General features: G+C 45.8%; 7 protein-coding genes. All 7 read left to right on the forward strand.

Going from position 1 to position 8,195, the window contains the following annotated elements; translation table 11 throughout:
* The first annotated feature begins 133 nt into the window (after positions 1-133).
* The 7 genes from J7E78_RS08655 (at position 134) to J7E78_RS08685 (ending at position 7,793) form a co-directional block, all read left to right on the forward strand.
* Positions 134-571 carry an ACT domain-containing protein gene (locus J7E78_RS08655; protein ID WP_017692625.1) on the forward strand — a complete coding sequence of 146 codons (438 nt, stop codon included), beginning with the start codon at positions 134-136 and terminating at the stop codon, positions 569-571.
* 58 nt (positions 572-629) lie between these two features.
* Positions 630-1,916: a homoserine dehydrogenase gene (locus tag J7E78_RS08660; protein ID WP_215075817.1), complete on the forward strand. Its 1,287-nt coding sequence runs from the start codon at positions 630-632 to the stop codon at positions 1,914-1,916.
* A gap of 115 nt (positions 1,917-2,031) precedes the next feature.
* Positions 2,032-3,102: a threonine synthase gene (gene thrC, locus J7E78_RS08665; RefSeq protein ID WP_036605915.1), complete on the forward strand. Its 1,071-nt coding sequence runs from the start codon at positions 2,032-2,034 to the stop codon at positions 3,100-3,102.
* Entirely contained in the window at positions 3,099-4,067 is a 969-nt protein-coding gene (gene thrB / locus J7E78_RS08670; protein ID WP_215075818.1) for a homoserine kinase, read from the forward strand. Before thrC ends, thrB begins: the two co-directional genes overlap by 4 nt.
* Positions 4,064-4,936 carry a prephenate dehydratase gene (pheA, locus tag J7E78_RS08675; protein WP_215075819.1) on the forward strand — a complete coding sequence of 291 codons (873 nt, stop codon included), beginning with the start codon at positions 4,064-4,066 and terminating at the stop codon, positions 4,934-4,936. The genes thrB and pheA overlap by 4 nt, the downstream gene beginning before the upstream one ends.
* A gap of 148 nt (positions 4,937-5,084) precedes the next feature.
* Positions 5,085-5,969, forward strand: coding sequence for a branched-chain-amino-acid transaminase (gene ilvE / locus J7E78_RS08680; RefSeq protein ID WP_017692630.1), 885 nt, complete (start codon positions 5,085-5,087; stop codon positions 5,967-5,969).
* A 195-nt stretch (positions 5,970-6,164) separates the two neighbouring features.
* On the forward strand, positions 6,165-7,793 hold the full coding sequence (locus J7E78_RS08685; RefSeq protein WP_215075820.1) for a LysM peptidoglycan-binding domain-containing protein: 1,629 nt from the start codon (positions 6,165-6,167) through the stop codon (positions 7,791-7,793).
* Positions 7,794-8,195: the final 402 nt, after the last annotated feature.

An 8,195-nucleotide genomic window follows, 5' to 3' on the forward strand; every position in this document is an offset into this window, starting at 1 on the left:
GGGAGAGGGATAAACTTGTATACTGTGAGGAACGTATTTCAAAAAATAGGCGTGTCATGTATTGCCCTTTTGGCGTAGATCCTATATAATGTCCACTATATGAATACATGAGTCTTTGAGGAGAGGACGTTCTGTGAACGAACGCTATTACTTAGTACGGGAAGATATTTTACCAGAGGCTGTGGTGAAGACCATGCAGGTAAAAGAACTACTGGCTTCTGGTGATGTTAAAACAGTGCATGAGGCGGTTGAACAGGTCGGATTAAGCCGGAGTGCCTTTTACAAGTACAAGGATGGAATTCATCTGATCAACCAGCTTGAGCGCGAGAGAATTGTAACGATCTCCATTGATCTGGAGCATCAGTCGGGTATCTTGTCTCGTGTGCTTGGACATGTAGCTGGTTATGGAGCTAATGTACTCACGATTAATCAGAGTATCCCGCTTCAGGGAAGAGCCAATGTTGTCATTTCAGTGGAAACGACACATCTTCATGGCGAAATTGGTGAAATGCTGGATCGAATGCAAGATATGCCTGGAGTAAGACGTACGCGTATTGTAGGCCAAGGGTAATTAGGCTTTAACATACAGGACTGACAGACAAGAATAGACATTAGGGGGTAGATCGTTAGTGAAGCCAGTAAAAGTCGGATTGTTGGGTCTGGGAACTGTTGGAACGGGAGTCGTTCGCATTTTGGAAGGGAATCAGGAAGATCTGAGTAGTCAGGTTGGATCGCCGATTGTCATCGAGAAGATCGCAGTGAAAAATACAGAGAAAGACCGTGTTATTGCTGTAGACCGTGCCAAGCTTACGGAAGATCCTTGGGAAGTCATTCGTCATCCGGATATTGATGTCATCGTTGAGGTCATGGGCGGCATTGATCAGACGAAGGAGTATATTCTTGAAGCGTTGGAACGTGGGAAACATATCGTAACAGCAAACAAAGATCTCATGGCACTGCATGGTACAGAGATTTTGGCGAAGGCACAGGAAAAACAATGTGACGTGTTCTATGAGGCGAGTGTTGCTGGAGGGATTCCGATCATTCGTACGCTGATTGAAGGTTTCTCTTCTGACCGGATTACCCGCATTATGGGAATTGTGAACGGAACAACGAACTTTATTCTGACCAAAATGAGCCAGGAAGGTGCATCCTATGAAGAAGTACTGGCTGAAGCACAGGCTCTGGGATATGCCGAATCGGATCCAACTTCCGATGTGGAGGGACTTGACGCAGCTCGCAAAATGGCGATCTTGAGTACACTCGGTTTCCGTACCAATGTGGAGTTGAAGGATGTAACCGTTAAAGGAATATCCTCCGTAACTCGTGAAGACATTATGTATGCCAAAAGACTGGGTTATGAGATGAAGTTACTTGGTATTGCGGACCGAATTGGCGATGAGATCACGATCAGCGTTCAGCCGACAATGGTTAGACAGAATCACCCGATTGCTTCAGTCAACGGTGTGTTCAACGCAGTATATGTACACGGTGAAGCTGTAGGGGAGACGATGTTCTACGGTGCGGGTGCGGGAGAACTCCCAACGGCAACTTCGGTTGTAGCTGACATTGTGGCAGTTACCAAAAACCTTAAACTTGGGGTGAACGGTCTCAAAGCCATTGTGCCTTATAAGATTAAGCGACTGCAAAGCGACGAGCAGATCGTGTCGAAAAACTTTATTTTACTACACGTAGACGACAAAGCCGGTGTATTAGCACAAATTACACAAATTTTCGCAGAATATGATGTCAGTCTGGCGTCGGTTGTTCAACAGCCGAATGAGCACAACCCGGATGCCGAGATCATTATCGTTACACATAATGCAAGTAAGGCAAGCGTGGATAAAGTGTTAAAACATTTTGAATCACTCAGCGTCATTCGCCGCATTAAGAGTGTTTACCGGGTCGAAGGATAAATGTCCGTATCCCACACGGCATCTCAATTATTTCAGTTATAACGTACAAGTTAATCATATCCGGTTCAACAGGTCATCATTTCAGATTATTAAAACATAAAGGAGTTTACCCACAATGAGATATCAAGGACTTTTGCAAACATACAGAGAGCACCTTCCAGTTAATGAAAACACACCCCTGCTTACGCTTCAGGAAGGAAATACACCGTTGATTCATGCAGAGAATCTGTCTGAGGAGCTCGGTTTGAATGTTTATTTTAAGTATGAAGGTTTGAACCCTACGGGATCTTTCAAAGACCGCGGTATGGTTATGGCTGTTGCCAAAGCTATGGAAGAGGGCAGCCGTACAATCATGTGTGCATCCACAGGTAATACGTCAGCAGCTGCAGCAGCCTACGCCGCACGTGGTGGCCTCAATTGTATCGTACTGATCCCGAATAACAACATTGCACTGGGTAAACTGGCCCAAGCCATGATCTATGGAGCTAAGGTGATTGCGATCAATGGTAACTTTGACCGTGCACTGGAGATTGTGCGTGAGATTACAGCCAAACATCCGATCACGCTTGTAAATTCTGTGAACCCGTTCCGGATTGAAGGACAGAAGACAGCAGCGTTTGAAGTGATTGAACAACTTGGCGAAGCACCTGACGTTCTGGCTATTCCAGTCGGTAATGCGGGGAATATCTCTGCGTATTGGAAAGGTTTCAAAGAATATAAAGAGGCAGGTAAATCTAACACGCTGCCACGTATGGTTGGTTTCGAAGCAGAAGGTGCGATGGCCATTGTCAAAGGTGAGCCGATCCTTGAACCTGAAACAGTAGCAACAGCGATTCGAATCGGTAATCCGGCGAGCTGGAAAACGGCAGTAGCTGCAGCTGAGGAATCTGGTGGACAGATTAACTATGTAACGGATGAACAAATCCTGACAGCGTATCGTACACTTGCTTCTCGGGAAGGGATTTTTGCTGAACCTGCTTCTGCGGCTTCCCTTGCCGGTGTATACAAACTGAAGAGTGAAGGGTATTTTAAAGGCGGAGAGACTGTAGTTTGTGTACTGACAGGTAATGGCCTGAAAGATCCTAATATTGCGATCAAAACAGTAGCGACTGAGCCACTTGTTGTTGAAGATACGGAAGAAGCAGTAATGGCGGCCATTGCACAACTGGAGCAGCAATCTGTATGAGTTTGCGTGAAAAGGTAACCGTAAAAATACCTGCAAGCACAGCCAATCTCGGTCCGGGGTTTGATACTCTGGGCATGGCATTGTCTTTGTATGCCTGGTTGGAAATGAAACCTGCCAAGCAGACGTCATTTCATCTTCACGGCAATCATTTGACAGGCCTGCCAACAGACAAATCGAATTTGATTTACGAAGTGGCACAGATGGTATTCGATGAAGCCGGGGTGTCCGTACCTGAATTGGAGATTTCCATGTATTCTGATATTCCGCTTACGCGGGGGCTCGGGAGTAGTGCATCAGCCATCGTTGGGGCATTGGCAGCAGCGAATGCATTAATTGGTGCTCCTTTATCCGATGCGAAACTTCTGGATATGGCCACATCCCTGGAGAAGCATCCAGATAATGTGGGAGCATCTCTGTATGGCGGTATTATTACGGCTGCATGGAATGGTCAACAGGTAGATCATATACGTATTGAACCACACCAGGATTTGCAGGCTTTGGTTATTGTACCTGAATTCCAGCTGTCTACTTCAAAAGCAAGGAATGTAATTCCAGAGCAATTTGGCATGACTGATGTGGTGCATAACATCAGCAGATCCTCACTGCTCGTTGCCGCTTTGGCGAGTGGACGACTGGATATGATTCAGAAGGCGATGTCAGATCGAATTCATCAACCATATCGCGCATCATTGGTGCCAGGCATGGCTGAGATATTGGAACATGCTGTTGATCATGGAGCGCTGGGAGCTGCTCTGAGCGGAGCTGGCCCGACCGTATTGACTTTGGTAGACCGTCATGACACCCGAAAAGCGGGATTGGAACAATATTTGCTGGACACCATGGAGCGGGAGGGAATATCTGCTTCTGCACTGTGGCTCGATCCGGATCTGGACGGTGTAACCGTGCTGCCTGATCAAGACAAACGTCCTTTTCTGGACAGAATCAAAGGGGAAGTTAATGCATGAAACGAATTGCAGTATTACCTGAAGGCTCAGTCTCTCATGAGGCAATTGATTTCCTTTTCAACGGAGAACCATTAGATTTGCTTCATTCCAAGCTGATTTCGGATGTGTTTAGAGCAACGGATAGCGGGATTGCGCAATACAGTGTCATTCCGATTGAAAATACAATTGAGGGTTCCGTTAGTCTCCATATGGACTGGCTTGTGAATGAAGTGGACATTCCAATGCAAGCAGAGTGGGTATACCCATCCATCCAGAATGTTATTGGACATGGCTCGGAATTTAAGACAGAGAGCGGCGAGTATGACTTTGGTAGAATTACCAAGATTATGTCTCACCCTGTGGCTATTCCGCAGTGTCAGAATTTTATTCGGCTGCATTCACCCGGGGCTGACCTTGAAGGTGTGAACAGTACAGCCGAAGCTGTAGAAATTGTGGAAAAAAATCCGGGTAAGGGCTGGGTGGCGATCGGTACAAAGCTTGCTGCTCAGAAGTATGGTCTGGACATTATGGCTGAACGGGTTACAGATCATGACAACAACTACACCCGTTTTGTGCTCATTGGCCATGAACCTGTGAACATTCCACGTGAACCGGATCATGTAAAAACCAGCTTGCTGGTGACGTTGCCAGAAGATGCACCGGGTGCGTTGCATCAGGTATTGTCGGCTTTTGCATGGCGGAAGCTGAACTTGACCCGTCTCGAATCTCGTCCAACGAAGAAACGATTGGGCAGTTACCATTTCTACATTGATGTCGTGGAAACGGTCGATTCGGTATTGCTTACCGCAGCCATGGCAGAGATTGAAGCATTGAATTGTCAGGTGCGCGTTCTGGGTAGCTATCCTTGTTATACATATCCTTCGAGATAATTGACCTGAGGGTGTTTGGGAATGTTAGAAGGTTGTCATAAGTCGGGGTAGAATGAGTGAGTAATGGCTTGTCATTTGGTGTACAATGGACGGGTTAATAACGTTTTGGAGAACAGGGAATGGATATTTTATGGAGGTGCAGTCATCGGTGGCAGAACAATGGATCTATTTGGATGGTCAGTATGTGACCAAGGAGAACGCAACCGTTTCGGTATATGATCATGGATTTTTGTATGGAGACGGGATTTTCGAAGGTATTCGGATCTATAACGGAAACATTTTCAGATGTAAGGCCCACTTGGATCGTTTGTATGATTCGGCAAAATCCATCAGTTTGAACATCCCGCTGTCCATTGATGAGATGCTGGAAGTCATGGCTGAAACGGTGCGACGTAATGATATGCGTAATGGTTATATTCGTCTTATTGTATCGCGTGGCCCTGGTAATCTGGGGTTGGACCCGTTACGTTGTCCTAAGGCATCCGTAATCATCATCGTGGAGCAATTGGCGATCTATCCGGAGGAAGCGTATCTTACAGGGTTGAAAGCCGTGTCCGTATCCCAACGCCGGAACATTCCGGACGCATTAAATCCAAAAATTAAATCGTTGAACTATCTGAATAACATCCTGGTTAAAATCCAGTCTAACTATTCAGGTGCTGGTGAAGCAATTATGCTGAACTCCCAAGGTTACGTTACTGAGGGTTCAAGTGATAACATTTTTATTATTAAAAATGGTGTAGTGTACACGCCGCCTTGTTATCTCGGTGCACTTGAAGGGATTACACGTCAAGCGATTATCGATCTATGTGGCGAACTGGAGCTTGAATTAAAAGAAGTGCCATTCACCCTGCATGATGTGTATATCGCAGACGAAGTCTTTTTCACCGGGACAGCTGCAGAAGTTATCGCTGCATATGAAGTGGATGGAAGAACAATTGGCACGGGGGTAGCAGGTCCAGTAACGCTGAGACTTCTAGAAGCATTCCGTCAGATTGTTGACAAAGATGGATATAAAGTGTGGGAATCTTAAGTTAGAATTGCATAGCATAGGGAACAGGAATCCTCCTTGTCCGATAAAATTCTGCATACCTGGTGTATGGGAATTTTAGAGACAGGAGGATTTTTTTTGTTTAGTTGATGTCATTAGCCCGGTTTCTGCATAGGATGTAGTAACGGTATGGGCGAATGTACTGCCCAAGTATGACGTCTAGGAGGTTAGTTCCCTGTGAAAATACACATGGTGAAAAAAGGCGACACATTATATCTGCTGTCCCAAAAATACAATGTAGCGCTGGACAAATTGATCGCGGCTAATCCGCAAATCACAAATCCCGACAAGCTGGATATTGGCATGAAGGTCAAAATCCCTGCAGAGCCAGTAACTCCGAAGCCTGAGGGTGTGCTGCACAGTCACAAGGTGCAGCAAGGAGATTCATTATGGAAGTTGGCACAAGCCTGGGGAGTTCCTTTAAAAGATATGATCAATGCCAATCCACAGTTGAAAAATCCGAATGCTCTGCTGGTGGGGGAGACAGTTTATATTCCATCTATGCACGCACAAGGAAACAGCACATCTAATTCGGGTGCCGGCAACATTGCTGCTCATGAAAAGTTGTCACCTGAAGGTAAGGAATACACGGGAGTTAAAGAACCGGAACCACCGGCTCCAGTTACACCAACTCCCCCTGCTCCGGTAGCAGAGGTTCCTGTTCCGGTCCCAGTACCTGCTCCACCACCAGCAAATCCGGTAAAGCCGAATGTGAAGCCAGAACTGGAGGTACTGCCGCAGTTGCCGGAGCTTCCTGAAGTGAAACCAGAAAAGGAAACGCACAAAAAAGAAGAGGTTAAACCCGAAGTTCATGTAAAACCGGTAGCAGAATCCAAGAAATACACAATGCCTAATCTTTCCCCTGAAATTATGCCTTTGCCTGTAATGCCTAATACAAAGTCTCCAACTGAGGTTGTACCAGCAACGAAAAAGCCTTGTGGTTGTGGTAATAAGATGCATCATGCGCCAGCCGAGCACCCTTATGTTCAAATCCCGGTTCCTGTACAAGAGGTGTATGGTGCTCAGCAAGACATGTATACGGCTGGAGCGAGTAACAATGCGTCGTTTCCAGGGATTTCGGAAGTTAGTCCTTATAGTGGTAATGATCTGCCTAACAGTCCGTGGACTAGCGCGGAGCAGGGTTATAACCACAATAACGTTATGCCTAATCTGTCCGCAGAAATGCAAAATAACTCATTTCCGATTGCGCCAGCTGGCGAAGTGAATAGTCCATTCCCAACGTATGCAGCACCTAGTCATATGAATCATCAGCCGCCTTTCATATCTCCATACTCAATGCTTCCGTACCCTCCATGCGGATGTGGCTCACATACACATATGCCTCAGTATACTTATCCTTCTCATGGATATCACGATCCGGCTTGGAATATGTATGGTCCTTCATACGGTATGCCGCCTGAAATGTCCACATCAACGATGCCAAACCAGCCGATTGAGTATGCTTATCAGAATCCGTACCCTACTCAGAACATGGTTCCGCCGTCCCCGCTTGGAGCATTTGGTGAAATGTATCCTCCTCAAGGGCAAGGAAAGGGTGGTAAAAAAGGGGGGCGTGAAGACGCTAACCTAAGTCAGGTAGCAATTGAAGAGGTTGGATCAGATTCGGAAGGGAAGTCCAAGCAAGCAGGGAGTAAACCGGCCGCTGCAAAACGCAGAACAACCAAGGCTCCTCTGAAGAATAAATCCAAGGTATCCGTGTCCGGGAAAACATCCAGAGAGGGTGCAGCTACTTCCAACCAACGGAAATCCGATAAAAAGCGTCGTAATCCATGGATACAAAAATAACCTGGGGACTGCGACTTATGAAAAAGTAAGGTGCTTGTTTTATTCAGCGGGAAGCCAGTTCTGTAATAGAGAGCTGGCTTCCCGCTTACCTGAGTGAACATTGAGTTGCACATAACGGAGGTATAGTTACTTAGGAAAAGATAAAAAGCTTTTATTAAGAAGTTATTGTAAACCCTTTCATAAATATGTTAAAATATTTGTACCCTATGAGCGTAACCTAATATGATAGGACAAGATAGGGAACGGATATATAGCTTAAGCTAATGCAAAACTACTAAAGAAAAGAAATGAAAAAAACTGTTGCATTACATTCAGCCGTATGATATATTATTTAAGTCGCCGCTGAAACACAGTGCTGACACGGGAAACACAAGAGATAGTAAAATAAGTTTGATCTTTGAA

The sequence above is a fragment of the Paenibacillus polymyxa genome, assembly GCF_018614975.1.
Classification (GTDB): Bacteria; Bacillota; Bacilli; order Paenibacillales; family Paenibacillaceae; genus Paenibacillus; species Paenibacillus polymyxa_E.